General features: G+C 35.2%; 19 protein-coding genes. 6 read left to right on the forward strand and 13 right to left on the reverse strand.

The window, feature by feature from the left end; all coding sequences use genetic code 11:
• From ACYIAM_RS10450 to ACYIAM_RS10470, 5 genes are all read right to left on the reverse strand, one after another.
• Positions 1-204 (reverse strand): tail protein X, encoded by a 204-nt coding sequence (locus ACYIAM_RS10450; protein WP_065608901.1) that lies wholly within the window; start codon positions 202-204, stop codon positions 1-3.
• Positions 204-674: a head completion/stabilization protein gene (locus tag ACYIAM_RS10455; RefSeq protein WP_483748207.1), complete on the reverse strand. Its 471-nt coding sequence runs from the start codon at positions 672-674 to the stop codon at positions 204-206. Before ACYIAM_RS10455 ends, ACYIAM_RS10450 begins: the two co-directional genes overlap by 1 nt.
• Before the next feature lie 93 nt (positions 675-767).
• A complete protein-coding gene (gene gpM / locus ACYIAM_RS10460) occupies positions 768-1415 on the reverse strand; it encodes a phage terminase small subunit (RefSeq protein WP_483748208.1) in 648 nt (215 codons plus the stop codon).
• 11 nt (positions 1416-1426) lie between these two features.
• A complete protein-coding gene (locus tag ACYIAM_RS10465; RefSeq protein WP_174786687.1) occupies positions 1427-2437 on the reverse strand; it encodes a phage major capsid protein, P2 family in 1011 nt (336 codons plus the stop codon).
• 62 nt (positions 2438-2499) lie between these two features.
• Positions 2500-3339, reverse strand: a complete 840-nt coding sequence (locus tag ACYIAM_RS10470) for a GPO family capsid scaffolding protein (RefSeq protein WP_483748209.1) — start codon at positions 3337-3339, stop codon at positions 2500-2502.
• A 151-nt stretch (positions 3340-3490) separates the two neighbouring features.
• On the opposite strand from ACYIAM_RS10470, the gene ACYIAM_RS10475 reads away from it, so the two are divergent.
• Entirely contained in the window at positions 3491-5272 is a 1782-nt protein-coding gene (locus tag ACYIAM_RS10475; protein ID WP_483748210.1) for a terminase large subunit domain-containing protein, read from the forward strand.
• A gap of 2 nt (positions 5273-5274) precedes the next feature.
• Positions 5275-6261, forward strand: coding sequence for a phage portal protein (locus ACYIAM_RS10480; protein WP_483748211.1), 987 nt, complete (start codon positions 5275-5277; stop codon positions 6259-6261).
• 348 nt (positions 6262-6609) lie between these two features.
• Here ACYIAM_RS10480 and ACYIAM_RS10485 read toward each other — a convergent pair whose 3' ends face one another.
• The 8 genes from ACYIAM_RS10485 to ACYIAM_RS10520 form a co-directional block, all read right to left on the reverse strand.
• Complete coding sequence (locus ACYIAM_RS10485) at positions 6610-6786, reverse strand: hypothetical protein (RefSeq protein WP_483748212.1); 177 nt, start codon at positions 6784-6786, stop codon at positions 6610-6612.
• A gap of 122 nt (positions 6787-6908) precedes the next feature.
• Positions 6909-9056 carry a replication endonuclease gene (locus ACYIAM_RS10490; RefSeq protein ID WP_483748213.1) on the reverse strand — a complete coding sequence of 716 codons (2148 nt, stop codon included), beginning with the start codon at positions 9054-9056 and terminating at the stop codon, positions 6909-6911.
• An 18-nt stretch (positions 9057-9074) separates the two neighbouring features.
• Positions 9075-9320 carry a DUF3850 domain-containing protein gene (locus ACYIAM_RS10495; RefSeq protein ID WP_483748214.1) on the reverse strand — a complete coding sequence of 82 codons (246 nt, stop codon included), beginning with the start codon at positions 9318-9320 and terminating at the stop codon, positions 9075-9077.
• 16 nt (positions 9321-9336) lie between these two features.
• Positions 9337-10158 (reverse strand): DNA adenine methylase, encoded by an 822-nt coding sequence (locus ACYIAM_RS10500; RefSeq protein ID WP_483748215.1) that lies wholly within the window; start codon positions 10156-10158, stop codon positions 9337-9339.
• Between the two features lie 65 nt (positions 10159-10223).
• Positions 10224-10436, reverse strand: coding sequence for a TraR/DksA family transcriptional regulator (locus ACYIAM_RS10505; RefSeq protein ID WP_483748216.1), 213 nt, complete (start codon positions 10434-10436; stop codon positions 10224-10226).
• The gene (locus tag ACYIAM_RS10510; protein ID WP_065590177.1) at positions 10436-10651 is read right to left on the reverse strand and encodes a DUF2732 family protein; all 216 of its coding nucleotides are present in this window, start codon (positions 10649-10651) and stop codon (positions 10436-10438) included. Before ACYIAM_RS10510 ends, ACYIAM_RS10505 begins: the two co-directional genes overlap by 1 nt.
• Positions 10652-10996 (reverse strand): hypothetical protein, encoded by a 345-nt coding sequence (locus ACYIAM_RS10515; RefSeq protein ID WP_483748217.1) that lies wholly within the window; start codon positions 10994-10996, stop codon positions 10652-10654.
• A 151-nt stretch (positions 10997-11147) separates the two neighbouring features.
• The gene (locus ACYIAM_RS10520; RefSeq protein ID WP_065585298.1) at positions 11148-11387 is read right to left on the reverse strand and encodes a MerR family transcriptional regulator; all 240 of its coding nucleotides are present in this window, start codon (positions 11385-11387) and stop codon (positions 11148-11150) included.
• 142 nt (positions 11388-11529) lie between these two features.
• Between ACYIAM_RS10520 and ACYIAM_RS10525 the strand changes: the two genes are divergently transcribed.
• The 4 genes from ACYIAM_RS10525 to ACYIAM_RS10540 all read left to right on the forward strand — a co-directional run bounded on the left by ACYIAM_RS10525 (position 11530) and on the right by ACYIAM_RS10540 (position 15526).
• Complete coding sequence (locus ACYIAM_RS10525) at positions 11530-11889, forward strand: helix-turn-helix domain-containing protein (RefSeq protein WP_483748218.1); 360 nt, start codon at positions 11530-11532, stop codon at positions 11887-11889.
• A 14-nt stretch (positions 11890-11903) separates the two neighbouring features.
• Positions 11904-13148, forward strand: coding sequence for a BRCT domain-containing protein (locus tag ACYIAM_RS10530; RefSeq protein ID WP_483748219.1), 1245 nt, complete (start codon positions 11904-11906; stop codon positions 13146-13148).
• A gap of 140 nt (positions 13149-13288) precedes the next feature.
• Positions 13289-13705, forward strand: a complete 417-nt coding sequence (locus ACYIAM_RS10535) for a hypothetical protein (RefSeq protein ID WP_065590180.1) — start codon at positions 13289-13291, stop codon at positions 13703-13705.
• Positions 13706-13768: 63 nt separating this feature from the next.
• Positions 13769-15526: a P-loop NTPase fold protein gene (locus tag ACYIAM_RS10540; protein WP_483748220.1), complete on the forward strand. Its 1758-nt coding sequence runs from the start codon at positions 13769-13771 to the stop codon at positions 15524-15526.
• Position 15527 lies beyond the last annotated feature (1 nt).

The raw sequence follows: 15527 nt of genomic DNA on the forward strand, positions 1-15527 counted from the left end.
TTAATCCCATAAGTTTAATCGTTTTTTTTCTGGCTCTGGCACGGTTTCAGGCACATTTAATGCGGTGCCCATAGGGAGCATTGCCGGTAATTCACATAGCATTGGGTTGTTTTGATAAATAATTTCAACAATCCCTTTTGTTTTGCCAAAAATTCGATACGCTAATGCGTCAACGGTTTCATTTTGCATTGCATAGACAATCATTAAATCAATTCCATGGTTGATCGCGATTTGCCTAAGATGTCACGAATTGCATAACGTGCATTGCGGTATAAGTTGCCCACGCTTTCGATGTTAGGTTCAATGTCACCTTTAGCTTTTGCGGTTGCATCAAAATTAATATACTGTTCATTCAATAATGCATTTGCCCACGAATAAACCGCATGTCTGTATAAAATTAAATATTTTGATTCACCATTAATTTGCTCGTCATTTAAATTGTTAATTGATGTAATGCCTGCCGCTTGCTTTGTTAGCCGCCAGTTATATAAGTCGTCATTTACTGCAATAATTGCACCGGCAATTGCTGTTTTTAATCGCTCAGTTGTGACGGTGCCGTCGAGCCGCTGAGTTTTTCGAACATCATTAATATTAATTGCTGGAAAAAACGGAATATTACTGATTTCGAGATTGTCAGCTTCGTTAGCGCTTGCGATAGCCGTAAAGTCGTTCATAATTTACCTTTGTTGATCGGCGGTGGACAAAAGCGCTAACATGTAAAATACATTTATTGCTTCTGTGCCGCCGAGGTGTGAGGGTTCACCCAGTTAAGAATCGGTCTTGTTTAAGGCCTTTTCTAATTCTTTAATAGCTGTTTTTACACCTGAACTTTCGTCAAGTTCAAGTGCTCGTTTTAAATAACCTAAAGCTTGCTCTGGCTGTGTTTCTTTTAACGCATAGCCTATAGCTTTATTGAGTTTTGCTCTGACCTGATCAAACATATCTTTATCTGCCACTAATTCGGCAAACTTCAGTAACACATCAGTATCAACCGTTTGCTTATTACTAATTTGTGCTAGCGTTGTATTAGCTAACTCTTCGGTAATTAGTGTAGCGGTTTGGCGTTGGTACTCATCGGGTGTAACCCAATTGTGTTTTAATGCGTGTTCAGCAAGCGGGTAGGCAAGCTCAAATTGTTTAGTGTCAATCATCCATACCATTAGACGCATAAATACATCATCTTGCTGAGCATTATCAGACTCAAGCACGCCGTTAATCCAATCCATATATTCGGGAATAAGTTGCTTTTTAAGCTCAATTTTTGCTTCTGTTGATTGAAATTTTTTTAAACGAATACGATCGTTATTTAGCTTGGCTAGCATCATTTCGTAAGCGTTTATTGCTCGCAGGTTGTCTGTATTACGCTCCTTTTGAGCGTAATGTTTTTGTAAAAACTTTTGTGCTGGTGATATCATCTATCTTTCCCTTATCTGACTTCAATATTTTCAATTAAACAGCCGGCATCATAACGTTCTACAACAAAGGCTTCGTTGGCAGATTGGAAGTCTTCAATGCGATCACGTTTAGGATTGTCAATAATTTGACGGCGGGCTGTTTCATTTTGAATATAGATAGCTAAATTGCTAAAAGATGTAATTAGCATTGCTCCTTTAGGGAAGTAGGGCACTCGGTATGCTGGTAATTCACCAATTGATTTTTTAGCAAGTAAGATTTGACCCGCTACTTTTTCGGTGTTTTTATCTGCTTCGTTAGCAATAGGGAAGTACTTATCATGAAGTAATCCACGACCACAAATAACAACTAGATCGGTGTCTTCTGAATAAACTGGATCGATTAAGTTTTCAACGGCATCATAGACTAATGCGTCAAGGTTTTTATAGTCACCACCGTTGCTGGCAATAATAATTTTACCTGGTGTTACTGTACCTTCGTTCATTACTCTTTCAGGTGCATCTTCTCGGTAATGTTGTAACCAGCCTTTATTTACATCTTGTAGTAAAGGGTACGTAGTTTTATTGGAAGTTGAAGCACGATGGGTACCATTAAATCCAATCATAATCCGATCTAATGCTTTTTGTTTAATTAGGGCATCACGCAAAAGGGTTTGAAAGTTCTTTTTGTGGCGCCATGCATCCAATTTTGCATAACGGATTGATGTATCGTAGTTGGTTTGTTCACAACGATAACGGAATTGGTTTAGATCTGAGATATCTACAGCTTCACGTTCTTGTGCTGTGGTATCGGTTGTGCTGGCTGTTGTGCCTGTTACACCAACGCCAACTTTTTCACCTTCTTGGGCATCAACAAATTCAAAGTTAATTTTACTTAAGAATTCAGATGATTGCTGGGTTCGTTTTTCTAATGTTTGGTTTACCTCTGGATTGACAGCAAAACTTTCACTGGCATCATCAATGCCATTAAGCTGTGCAATGCGGTGTTTAAATCCATTAAATAACTTTCGGGTTTCATTTCTCATTATGGGTTTCCTAATTCGGTTAATCTTATTTGTTTGTTATCGTTGGTTTTAATCGTCGGCTTTTAGCAGTCGGTTTCAATATCCATGGATCCGCCCGCCGAAATTGGCCGTTCTGGCGATTCGGGAAGTTCACTCAATAGTTCGACAAGCTCAGTATTTTGTTTTTTTACTTTGGTAAGTTCGTTGGTTAATTCAACAATTTTGGCATCAAGATTAGTAAAGCGTTCAGTTGTCGCCGTTGCGAACTGTTCGATAATCTCACCAAGTTGTACAAACTTAGTTGAGTCTTTTTCTGATTTACTTTTAAATAAACCCGTTAGACGATCTAACATGGCACTAAAAGCGGTATCATTTTGGGGATCTACCTCTTCAAAGTCGATCATTGTTTCTTCGGCAACGGTAAAAAGGTTATTGGGTGATTGTTTGCGGCTAGCTAACGGGTTAACGTTTGCTTTTGCACTGAATTCTAAAAATTCGGTACCAAGGCTAGCAGGGTCGTCAGTAACAGCAAGACCAACAAGGTAAGCTTCGCCAGTGTCAGCAAATTCGGCATTAACTTCGATAGAGGTGTAAACTTTTTGTTTAGCTTTATTAAGCTCAATGAGCTCATCAGTTGGTTCAATTTGTGCAAGTAATGCTAGCTTTCCTGCTAATGGACCGGTTTTGATTTCCTCTGCTCGTAATGCTAATACATCGCCATAGCGTTTAAATTGGCTATCAGGTGAATAACCTTTGATATGTTCCAAATTGATACGTGCACCATAAACATCACGATTATAATTTTCTGCCATTTGCTCGATCCATTCTTTTTGGATCTTACGTCCGTCGGTGGTAGCACCTTCGACCGCAACACGAAACCATTTTGATTTAATTTTTTTTGACTTTTTAACTTCTGTGCCCATTGTTGTAATCCTTAGCTGATTGTTTTGACTTATGTTGAATTGACAAACAAAAGAGAGCAATTCGGGCAACTTGTAAATTAGAGTTTTACAACCTGAACAAACATAAAAAAACAAAAATCATAGGTAAATTGGCGTTACTAAAGGAGAACACATGGTAAACGTCAATTTATTAGATCATTTAATTAGTGATAATACCGACCCAAGAAAAGCGGCCAGATCGCTGTATTGGGCTGGGTATCGTATTAGCCGTATTTCTGAATTGTTGAATGAAAATATTAATACTATCCATAGCTGGAAACGGCGTGATAAGTGGGATGAATCATCCGTATTGGATAGAGTTAACGGCGTGCTTGAAGCGCAATTAATCCATCTTGTTATCAAGCCAAATAAGGAAGGTAAAGATTTTAAAGAGATTGATTTACTTAGCCGTCAACTGGAACGTACGGCCAGAATTGAAAAATATCAAAATGGAGGTAATGAGGTTGATTTAAACCCTAATATTGCCAACCGTAATGCCAAGCCGAAGCAAAAGCCTAAAACTAATCTTTTAACTGATGAGCAGATCGAAAAAATTAACGAACTATTTAATGATGGCTTATATGAGCATCAAAAAGTTTGGTACCGAGCTGGGTTACAAAATCGCATTAGAAACATAAATAAATCACGCCAAATTGGGGCAACTATGTTTTTTGCGCAGGAAGGGGCGGTTGATGCTGTGAATACTGGGCGTAATCAGATATTTTTATCCGCATCAAAATCACAAGCATTTCAATTTCGGCAATATATTATTGATTTTTTCCACGGTATCGATATGGATCTGAAAGGGGAAGTTATACATTTTCCTCATAATGACGCTCGCCTTTACTTTTTAGGTACCAACTCGAAAACAGCACAAAGTTATCACGGTAATTTATATCTGGATGAATATTTTTGGATTAATAAATTTTTAGAACTGCGTAAAGTTGCTTCGGGTATGTCGAGCCAAAAACGTTGGCGACAAACCTACTTTTCAACGCCTTCTAGTATTAATCACGAAGCGTATAAATTCTGGACTGGCGAGCTATTCAATAAGGGACGTAGAAAAGAGCAACGTATTAACGTTGATATTTCTCATCAAGCTTTAAAAAATGGCAAATTATGTGCTGATGGACAATGGCGGCAGATTGTCACCATTGAAGATGCGGAAAAACTTGGCTTTGATTTATTTGATATTAATCAACTAAAACTTGAATATAGTCCCGATGAGTTCGCTAATTTATTTTTATGTAATTTTATTGATGATTCATCATCAGTGTTTCCGCTATCCAGTTTACAGCCGTGTATGGTCGATTCTTGGGATGTTTGGGATGATTATAAGCCATTTGCAAGGCGCCCACTTGGTGAACGGCCAGTATGGATCGGCTATGACCCATCACACACTGGGGATAGTGCAGGTTGTGCAGTTGTTTCACCGCCAATGGTTGAAGGTGGCAAGTTTAGGGTTATTGAAAAGCATCAATGGACGGGTATGGATTTTGCCTCACAAGCCGAAGCCATTCGAAAAATGACCGAACGCTATAACGTTACCTACATTGGTATTGATGCTACTGGACTAGGCGAGGGTGTTTATCAACTAGTTAAGCAATTTTATCCTGCTGTAGTGGCGTTCAAATATTCAATTGAAATTAAACAAAGGCTAATTTTAAAAATGCAAGATGTGATCAGGCGTCAGCGTTTAGAGTTTGATGCGGGTTGGACAGACTTAGCCCAATCATTTATGGCAATTCGAAAAACATTAACGGCCAGCCAGCGTTATGTAACGTATGTGGCCGATCGTAATGATGAGGTTTCTCATGCTGATATTGCGTGGGCAACCATGCACGCAATTTATAACGAGCCGCTAGAAAGCATTGGCGGAGCTAACAGTAACAGTGGTTTTATGGGAGTGTTTTAGTAATGACAGTATTAACACAACAAGATGAAAAAATAGAATGTTTTACGTTCGGCGATCGTGAGCCTTTAGCCGATGCCAAAGACTTATTAAATTATTTACAATGTACATCGTGCGGTAATTGGTATGAACCGCCAGTTAATTTCGATACGCTGGCCAATACCTTTAGTTCATCGTCATATCATAGCAGCCCGATATACGTTAAACGAAATATCTTAACCAGTACTTTTATTCCACATAAATACTTATCACGTCAGGCATTCGAACGCATTGCTAATGATTTTTTAATATTGGGTAACTGCTATCTCGAAAAACGAACAAACATGCTAAAGCAAACAGAGGGGCTAAAACCAACACTGGCGAAATACACACGGCGAGGTGTTGAAGAAAACGAATATTGGTATATTGATAAATATTGGGAAGAGCATAAATTTAAAAAAGGTTCGGTTTGGCATATGCTAGCACCTGATATAAATCAAGAGATTTACGGATTACCAGAATATTTAGCCGCCATTAATTCGGTTTGGCTTGATAACTCTGCTACCGTATTCCGTCAACGATATTATAAAAACGGTTCACACGCTGGGTTTATTTTATATTTGTCTAATCCATCACATAACGAAAAAGATATTGAAGAATTAAAGAAAGCATTACAAAGCAGTCGAGGCCCCGGCAACTTCCGCAATTTGCTCATGTACTCACCAAACGGTAAGCCAGATGGATTAAAACTGATACCCGTTGGAGAAGTGGCAGCTAAAGATAATTTTGCAGACATCAAATCAGTAAGCAAAGATGATATTTTGACAGCGCACCGGGTTCCACCGTCACTGATGGGAATTACTCCAAAAAATACGGGTGGATTTGGTGATCCTGAAAAAGCCTCTAAAGTATTTACCCGCAATGAAATTAAACCGTTGCAAGATAGATTTTTACAGCTTAATGATTGGATGGGGGAGGAGGTTATAAAATTTAACCCTTATATCCTTGAATAACAATCACAAAACCAAAGCCCGAATGGGCTTTTTTATTACCTTCCATTCAAATTCTCTCTATAACGCTCATGCTGACACTTTTTTATTTGTTGTGTGGTGATTAGTCCTTTATTCATTTTATCTTTCAGTGTGCTTGATGTTTAATATAATTAGTCACTTTGATGATGATTGAAAAGGTTATAGATAAAATTGCGCCGTTGAAACCCCACGCCACCCCCACGTTAAAAGTGTGGGAAATTGTGCAAAGTTGCAAACATCACAAAAGAAGCCCTAGTAAAGGGCTTTGGCTATCCGAGATCCTTTTTAGATCTTGCGATTTCGTGCAGTATGGGCGTGCAGTAAAAATTTTTATGGATTTTCCTTTGATGTTTTTTTTAAAAAGCTTTCTTTTAAAGGTTCCAATAAATCACGAATCCAAAACAGTGTGATATCTTTATCACGCTCTGTTAGATGTTCAGACTCTGTTACAACACGGATAAGTAATTCAGCTCTCTCTACTTTTTTTGCTTTTTCTAATTCGTCCATTTCTAATGCTCTACTGTTTTTATACACAGTATATTTATACAGTAATTTTTTAGCAAGAAAAAAGTAGAAAAAATGTGATCAACGTCTAATTATTTGATTTTATTATATAAAACCATGTAAGGCTAAAAATAAAACTCAACAAAATCATTTTTAACGGGCTTTCTAGGCCGACTTGGCGAATTGCTAACGATGAGATGCACACCGTCCAAAGTGTTATCTAATTTTAAATATTGATTGTGGCTGATTTTTATACTCTCTCGTAAATAAAGCCTGTTTATGGTGAAATTATCATCGGGCAACCCGATTATTTTTAACTGTTTTCTAATTTCTTTCCGTTGATCGTCCTCTTCATTTTGAATTTTTCGCGTACAGTTATTGACAGAACTCCAAGGCGTGCGTGCCGCACGTTTTTTAAGGTCAAGGTTCTTGCTTGGTTTTTCTTTTTTAACTATTTCCCATTTAATAAGCCTTGTGCAAATAAAGGACGTTAGTCCCGATAATGGTGAAAATACGCCTTTTATTTTTTTAATTACTTCCTCATATTGATTCAATTCTTCTTCGTAAGATAACCTGACTTTTAAATCTTTGCGCAAAACCATTGGACCACCTTGGTGATTAGTATATGCGGCCCAGTCGCCAACATCAGCGGATGCTAAAACAGGATCGATAATTTTATCTTCCACTTTTTGGCTTTTTAATCTTCGTAGTTCTCGCCAAACGGTGACAGGTGCGCCTCCTAATTGTTGGAATTGGCGTATTTTCCAACGGCTTGCCCATGCAGTAACGGCTTTAGATGTTTCTTTTAAGTTTTCACCAGTTTCATCATCTACTTCATTATCCAACGCATAACCGTCAATATTTTTAGAAATATATTTAGCGATGTAGCCAGTTGCTGAGCCTTTTTCTTTATCGATCATGGTAAATTCAAAGCGGTTTTTTGCGGCACCTTTTTCTTGTCCGTCTTCATCCATGGCATAGATCCACATTACTTTAAAAGCTGTTTGTAAATCTTCGGGACGCATAAAAACTAAAATATGCCAATGCGGTGTACCGTCGTGATGAGGTTCTGCAACACGGAAGCCAAAAAACTTAATATCCTCACGATTAAGCTTTGCTCGAATCCTTGACCATACTTTACACAAATAGGCTTGAGTTTCACGTGGATTATTACCTTGCCAATTTTCGACAAAGCCGCCTTTTGAGTAGGCACTATGATATTTTGAAGGAGCTGTTAATGTAATAAATGCACCGGTATAACCCATTTCATCAGCCAAATCTTCAAAGCCCCTCATGCGGGTCATTAGCTCAGCACGACGAATAGCTGGATTGGAAATCGATTTATATACTTGCAAATCAAGTGCTATTTGTTCGCCAGTTTCTTGATTTTCAATTGCCATTTGTTCTAAATATTTTTTATTGCGTCGCTTTTGTTCTTTCCATTCTGATTGGCAAGATTGACTGGCATACGGGGTAGCTTTCTTTTGTACTTGCCCAACTGCAATGGCTAAATGTTCATGTTGGAAATCTCGACGATTTTTTAACTTGTTATACCACCAATCCTCATTGGTTAATTTTGCCAACGCTCTGACAATATTTTCATTGGTTAACTTTCCATTTTTATAATCGGCAAAGTAGGGCGGTACGATATTGATGCCGCCAAGTTCATTTAAAACAGATTTATAAAGTTGATGCTCAAGCCCAAGCTGGTTAACCTCATTGGCAGATAAACAAAACTCATGATTAGCTAATAAGTGTTGTATAAGTTTATCTATATAACGGGCAATTTCGATACTAAGTTCAGCAATTCGCTCTCTGCCAAATGTAGGTAAGTTCTCAAACTCAGCAGAAAAGTTAATAGATAGTGCGCTTGGTTTAATAAATTCATATTGTTTATTAACCAAGTCAAGCCTTGATTTAACATTACCGCCAAGTGTTTTACGCAAAAATGTATTGGCGGCTTTTCGGCTTTTTGTTTGAAATAGTTTGATGTATTCATTTGCAAAATAGCCACTTAAAAAGTCTGGCAAACCAGAAAAATAATTAGCTCTAAAATTATGATCTTCGGTATCTACTTGCCATAATTTTATTTCACTATATGAAAGCCCTTGTGGCATTTTGGGTGATAATGCATGTGGATTAACTGGCGTTCTGATAACTTCTTTATTTGGTAAAAACTTGCCGACCGTATCGTAAAAATCACGCATACCAGAAAGCAGGGCATATTTAACCCTGTGATTTAATGTTGGTAAGTTTTGCGTGATTGTTGTCATGTTATTCTTGTGCTGGGGTTAATGACTATCTTTGACAAGACTAAGCATTACATAGCCTTTCTGTAGATATTTTTCATCTTCTAATATGTGAGAAATGTATCGACGAATTTTGCGGCACGTATAATTGCCATTAGCAAACTCATGTAAACACAGCACATCACCGACGTTATAATTACGATCGTTGATACGTAATTCTGCTGTTTTTCTTCCTGCTAAAATCGCCTCAAAATGTTCTGTTTGAATTTTTAAGTTATGCAGTTTCATTATTTAACCTCTAAATCTAAATCATATCCGGCGTTAACACGCCAATAATCTCTTTTGCAGGCTGTCGATTACCATTAGCGGCAACCGACCGAGGTGCGTCGATTTCGTAGATTTCGAAATCACCAAAAATACCCTTTACTATAGCGTTGTTACTGTTTGATACGATCGCAGTTGCTCCACGCCTGACGGCATGAACCAGCAAATCACGCAATAACTTCGTAACTGGGTAATTAAATTTGTGAGGGGTGTAGCCAGTAAAAATATCGTTTTTAGTGCCTGAGATGTACGGCGGATCGCAATAAATAACGTCGCCATCCTCGGCCATTTCGATCGCAGCCCTAAAGTCTGCCGCTATTAACGTAACTGGGACGGAGATCAACTTATTGCTAAATGCGATTAGTTCAGTTTTTGGGAAGTAAACCTTTTTATATTTGCCATGTGGCACATTAAATTCGCCTTTTTGGTTATAACGACAAATGCCGTTAAAGCAATGGCGATTTAAATAGATAAACTCAGCAGCACGTTCTAACGTAAATGGTTGCGTTATATTGCAATTAAAGCGGCAGCGAACTTCATAAAAATCGATGTCACTATCAAATAGTGATTGAGCGGTATTTACTAATCTGACTAAGTCATCACGTAACCAACGATAAACGTTAATCAAATCCTTATTTTTGTCGGCTAATATATAGCTATCATAATTAGTATTAATAAACACATTACCCGCCCCGACAAACGGCTCTATTAGCCGCTTTCCGTCTGGCAAGTGAGGTAATAACTGAGAAATAAGCCGACCTTTGCTGCCGACCCATTTTAAAAAGGATTTTTCTACACACATTTTCTTGAGCCTTAAAGATTTGGGGCTGATTGCCCCTTTTTGTTTAATTGAAATATTCTTATTCGTTATATTTCGTGCTTACCTTTTGCTTCTAAAATCTGCTGACAATAAACACACAAACTACAACCCGGCACAGCTTCACGCCGTGCCTCAGGTATCGGCTCGCCACATTCACAGCAATAAAGTGATGATTTGCCGGTGTAAACTTTTCTTTTTGCAATCAAGTTATCAAGCTCTAATTGAGCAATATCATTGGCTCGGTCGATAACATCACGCATCAGTTCTGGTTCTCATAATGTTGATTGCGTATTGCTTCGGCTTCTTGCTCTAACAGCTCCGCCGATTCGGTCGGTGTTAAGTAGTTGGTGCGGATATGTGTAGCTAGTCGTTCCAGCTTTGCCGTAAATACGTCACAAAGTCCGCTTTTTGTTTCTTCTTTTGCCTGATTTAAGGCTTGCAATAATGCATCGCCCGATAATGCTGTCATTTTCATTTATGCCACCTTTTTGGTTTCTTTTTTAAAATCTTCTTCTTCACATAATGCGAATGCATCAATAATTGCTTGCAACCGACGTAAACCCTTTTTCAGGTCGTCGACTTCGTTATCTGTCAGATCGTCATATTGCATTTGCCAAGCATGAGTAAATTGACTATCTGAGTTATAAATTTCCGTTGTACGCAATTCGATGCCCGACGCACTCAGCAATAAACGTTTTTGCCCGGGCTTTAAATTGTTAAAAGCCGAACGGGCCAAACTGCGCTTACCACTTAATATTTGGTGAAATTCACGCAAAAAACTACGTGGCTCAATGGTTTGAGTGCTTTGTGCTACATTCATCTTCATCACCTATTAACGGCTGATGCAACTTAATTACTTGCCCGTTTGACTTTTCGATATAGCCTTTCGGATTGTGTCTATTAGTCTGGATATAAATTAAAGTCGACTTATTAGCCGACTTTGGGCTTAAATAGATTGCGTGGCTCATTACTTATTCCTCTTTAATATTTAACTCAGGATTAAAGGCTTTAGCTCCCTCAAGGGTTAAAGCCACCATATTGATAAAAGTTGTAGAGCGGTCGTACTTGCCTGTGATTTGCTTTTTACGGATAGGAAGCTTGCCTTCACTAATGTATTTTTTTACTGTGCGAGGATTCATGCCTGATACACGGGCAAATTCATCAACAGTGACATAAGGCGCTGAAATAGCTATTGATATTCTTGGCGTCATAGTGCATTATTCCTAGTTAGGTGTTTATATGTGTTTATATATAATAAAATTAGGATTTAGTTAATAATAAATTAACATTAAATAAATGTAAATAGGGTTTTATTAATTTTTTTAAGTTAAATACTAATTGGGTGATTAAGTTGTGAAAATCAATTTTGATACTGGTGGCGCAGATGTTTTAGACAGAGTTTTAAAAGCTTATGGTTTTAAAACTAAATTAATGTTGGCTAATCATTTGAATATATCTTCCGCAAGTCTTGTTCAACGCTATAAAAGGGATCAGTTCCCGTCAGATATAGTAGTGCGTTGCATGGCTGAAACAGGAGCTTCATTAGAATGGTTAGCTAATGGTGAAGGTGAATTTTTACCAACTGAACAACAATCAAAAGAAACAATTCTTTCTGATGATACGTTGGAAAAATTGGAACGACTAGCTGTGCTCAAAAAAGAAGGTGCAATCACTGAGCAAGAATTTAATGCATTAAAGGCTAAATTGATTTGATAGGAGATTAAAAGATGACAAACAATCATCTATTTTCAAATAAAGTATTATTTTTATTTATGATTGTTTGTTTTTTTGCATTTGTTTCTTCTATTTCATTGGCAACTAATTACGACGAAAAATCTATAATGTTAGGTCTTTTTATTGTCGTTTTATTTTTCTTTTCAGCTTTAGGATTTTTAGTATCTTTTCTGTTTTTGACCGTAAAAAAATTAATAACAAGCACCAACAAAGTAGTTTTAAAATTTAGCGGCATTAGTTTCTTAATTTTTTGCATATCAATTCTTTTGGTTGTATTTGTTGATAAAGATAAGAATAAATTTTTATTTTTGTCATCATCATTTGCAATTGTTATCTCTTTTTTTTCCTCAATAATATTTACTCTTTTCGTTGCAATACGTTTTATTTTATTCAAGTTAATATCAAAAGTTAATATTTCAAATTCTATACAGGCAGAAAAAGGCAATGATTCCTCAAAAATTACTGAACAAAAAGATACAACAAGTTCAGATACGATTAATTTTGGCACAGCAAAATTATCTAAAAGCTCACCTGAAAAAATTCTAAAATCCAAAGTTAAAAAAGCAATTAAAGCAGATGCAAAAAAAGAAAAAAAACATAACCCAGTTAGAAGCATTTCTTACACACCTCCAACAGCAGAAGAAAAAGAGAAAAAAGCTAAAGAACGTGATCGATATTTAAAAGATAATTTTGAATCTAAACTAAAAACATTGTGGGTAGGTTCAAAAGATATTGAGTTTTCTTATTCTGATGCAAATGATGATATTAGCTATCGTCTTTTAAATTTAAATAAAGTATTGGTTAACCAATATGGTGAAATCTATTTTTCTGGTATCTGTGCTATTCGTGATGAAATTCGAACGTTTAAAGTAGAACGCATTATGTCTACTATTGAATATGATTATCATGATTACACTATTAAGCAGTTTTTAACCCGTGTGTTACAAATTAGCAATAATGCTGAAAGTTCGAGGAAAAAAAGTAAAGCTAAAAAAGAAACATTTGATATTCATTTTACAGGGTTTAAACAAGCCGATAAACAACGATTAATCGAACTAGCAGAAGCAAAAGATCTAACAGTAAGAAAAAGTGTTACTCAAAACTTGCAAATATTATGCATAGGTTATAACGCTAGCCAAAACAAAATTGAAAAAGCACAAGAAATGGGAATTAGCATCATGAATGAAAGCGACTTCTTAAACTTTTTAGAAACCGGTGAGATATTGTTGGGGGAGTGATTTAAAAAAGATTTATCTAACAATATTTTGAAAAAATGCAATATTGGAGAAGTCTAAAAAAAAGCTTAATAATCAATGAAGAGTTTAACGAATTAAAAGCTAAGTTGATTTAAGAAAATTAAAAAATAGGAGAGGAACATATGAAAAAAGTATTTAGAATAGTTCTATCACTTGCAATCTGCTTGTTATTTTCTTCAATGAGTTATGCTAGTCCAAATGGTGTGGCAAGAGAGTTAGCCCGCCTCACTAAGCAACAAATTCAAAAGCAATACGGCCAACAGTTTCCAATAAAGATGAATGACAAAACATCGTTAGCAAATATCACTGCTGATGGGCAATATATTATTTATGATTATCTTTATGACGATAACAGTAAAAAGTACACACCAGAGATTCTTGCCTTATATGTGCAAATGACATTCGACCAAAGGTCGTGTAAAAACCATGATTTTGTATCATTATTCCAAGATAACGATCTTCAGTTTGTTTATCGCTATACATTTAATGATAAAAAAAACATGTTCGTATCTTTTCGAATTGATGAGGTTTGTAATTAAAGAAGCTCAATACAGCAGGAGAAAAAGCTTTATCTGATGATACCATTTTACAAGGATATGATGATGAACATTCATAATTCATTAATATATGAATCAATCACTAATTATATTAAGTTAGAAGCCCCTGAATTTGCTATTTTACTGAAAGGTAAATGGGGTATAGGTAAAACGACATTTATTAGTAAAATATTAGCAAATTTAGATAAACAATATATTTATATGTCATTAAATGGGGTTAGCTCTGTTTCTGAATTGTATGATTTGTTATTTGAAAGTTGTTTTATCGATAAGTTAGAAGATGATGCTTCTTCGAGTATAGTTAATATAAGGGCATTTTCAAAAAATATTATTCGGGGTTTTTCCAAATATCTAAAACTAGATATCGATTCGGAAAAAATTTTAGAGTCATTTAAATTAACACGAGATAAATTACTGGTTTTTGATGATATAGAACGGTCTTCAATGCCATTAGAAAGTATATTCGGTTTTATTAATCAATTTGTTGAGCATAAAGAAAATCATGTGATTCTTATAGCCAATGAAGAAGAAATTATAAAAGCCAAGAATAGTGAAGATAATGTTTATGTAAAAATTAAAGAAAAAATAATCGGTAAAGAATTCAATCTTGAGCCAGAATTAAATGAAGTCCTAGATCCATTCATTGAGGAATTAATTACTAATGATGATTTAAAAGAAATTATTTTGGAAGATAAATTTAAATCATTAATTTTTAATATTTTAATTAAGTCTAAATGCCAAAATTTACGTATATTAAGGATGGCACTTTGTTCTTTTCAGGATTTTTCATCTCAAATTTTAGATATCACAAAACAAGAAAAAAACGAGTTTTTATATGAAATATTAAGATTTTTTTTAATGTTATATATTGAATCAAAATTAGGTAGAATTACAAAAAATGATTTCATTATTCAAAAAGATGAATATGAATACAAATGTATAAAAAAAATAAGAGATATCTATTCTGTAAATACCCATTCATTTATTCTCGATATCCCAATATGGGAAAAAATATTATTTGATGGAGTTATTGATAGTAAGCTTTTGCAAAAAGAAGTTGAATTAAATAATATTTATAATCCTAAGGTTGAAAATGAATGGCAGATATTATGGGGGTTTTCTGGTTTAAATAGAAAAGAATGCATGTCTGCTTTAAAGAAAGTTAAGGATAATTTGAAAATTAATTTTTATGATGATATTTATGTCATAACACATCTTGTAGGAATATTTATAGAGTTAAGAAAATACGGGGTAATAAAAGGCAACAAAAGTATTGCTGATTATTTTATCAAATATATAAAGGATAATCGTCTACCTAAAATGGATGCAATACAAAACTTAAGGCAATATACATTACCATCAATGAATATATCTTCACATGGTTTATGTTTTCACAGCAATGATACTGACGAATTTAAAAAATTTATTAAGAAAAGAGACGATAGAATCGATGAGATCAAAAACAACATTTTTAAAAATAATGCTAAGCAATTTTTTAATAATCCTTATGAATATGCTAAAGATAAATTAAATTCTGAGCGTGTTTATAATACTCCTTTATTATCGTTTATTAATATAAAGTTATTTGTAAATCGTATATGTAAATTAAATGGTGTTCAGCTTACCTATGTGTTGTCTTTATTAGAGTTAAGTAGCCGTTTTCTTTCTGATAACAAAGAAGAAATGCGTGCATTAGATTCTTTTAAAAATAAAATGAAAGAAAAAAGTGAAATGAAGTCTATATCTCAATTTGATAAAGAGAAAATAAACGAAGCAATGAACCGTGTTTTTATTAATAAGTAAA

The sequence above is a fragment of the Gilliamella sp. X-60 genome, assembly GCF_057063585.1.